Genomic DNA, 322 nt, shown 5'->3' with positions numbered 1-322 from the left:
CTTTAACAATTTAAACCTATCAATCTGTGTGGGCACTCGTTGATGAATATCAAAACGTCATTCTTAGGAATGGCAGTTACTTCGGTAACAAACTTGATTTCAATGAACTGAGTGACCAATACAAATAACTTCGGTTATTTGGCACAGTCAATTCATTACCATTCTGTTGGAATGGTAATAGCTTTAAAATTACATAGTAGTTTTGAAGTCAGTATTCGTTGAGTCACAAAATCTTAAATTGAAGAGTTTGATCATGGCTCAGATTGAACGCTGGCGGCAGGCCTAACACATGCAAGTCGAGCGGAAACGACACTAACAATCC

1 rRNA gene is annotated in these 322 nt (G+C 37.6%); it reads left to right on the top strand.

The window, feature by feature from the left end:
* Positions 1 to 235: 235 nt before the first annotated feature.
* A 16S ribosomal RNA gene (locus H5300_RS27225) occupies positions 236 to 322 on the top strand; the annotation flags it as partial.

Source organism: Vibrio sp. SG41-7, from assembly GCF_014164465.1.
Taxonomy (GTDB): Bacteria; Pseudomonadota; Gammaproteobacteria; order Enterobacterales; family Vibrionaceae; genus Vibrio; species Vibrio splendidus.
The sequence above is the reverse complement of the archived record's forward strand: the minus strand, read 5'-3'. Positions and strand labels throughout refer to the sequence as shown.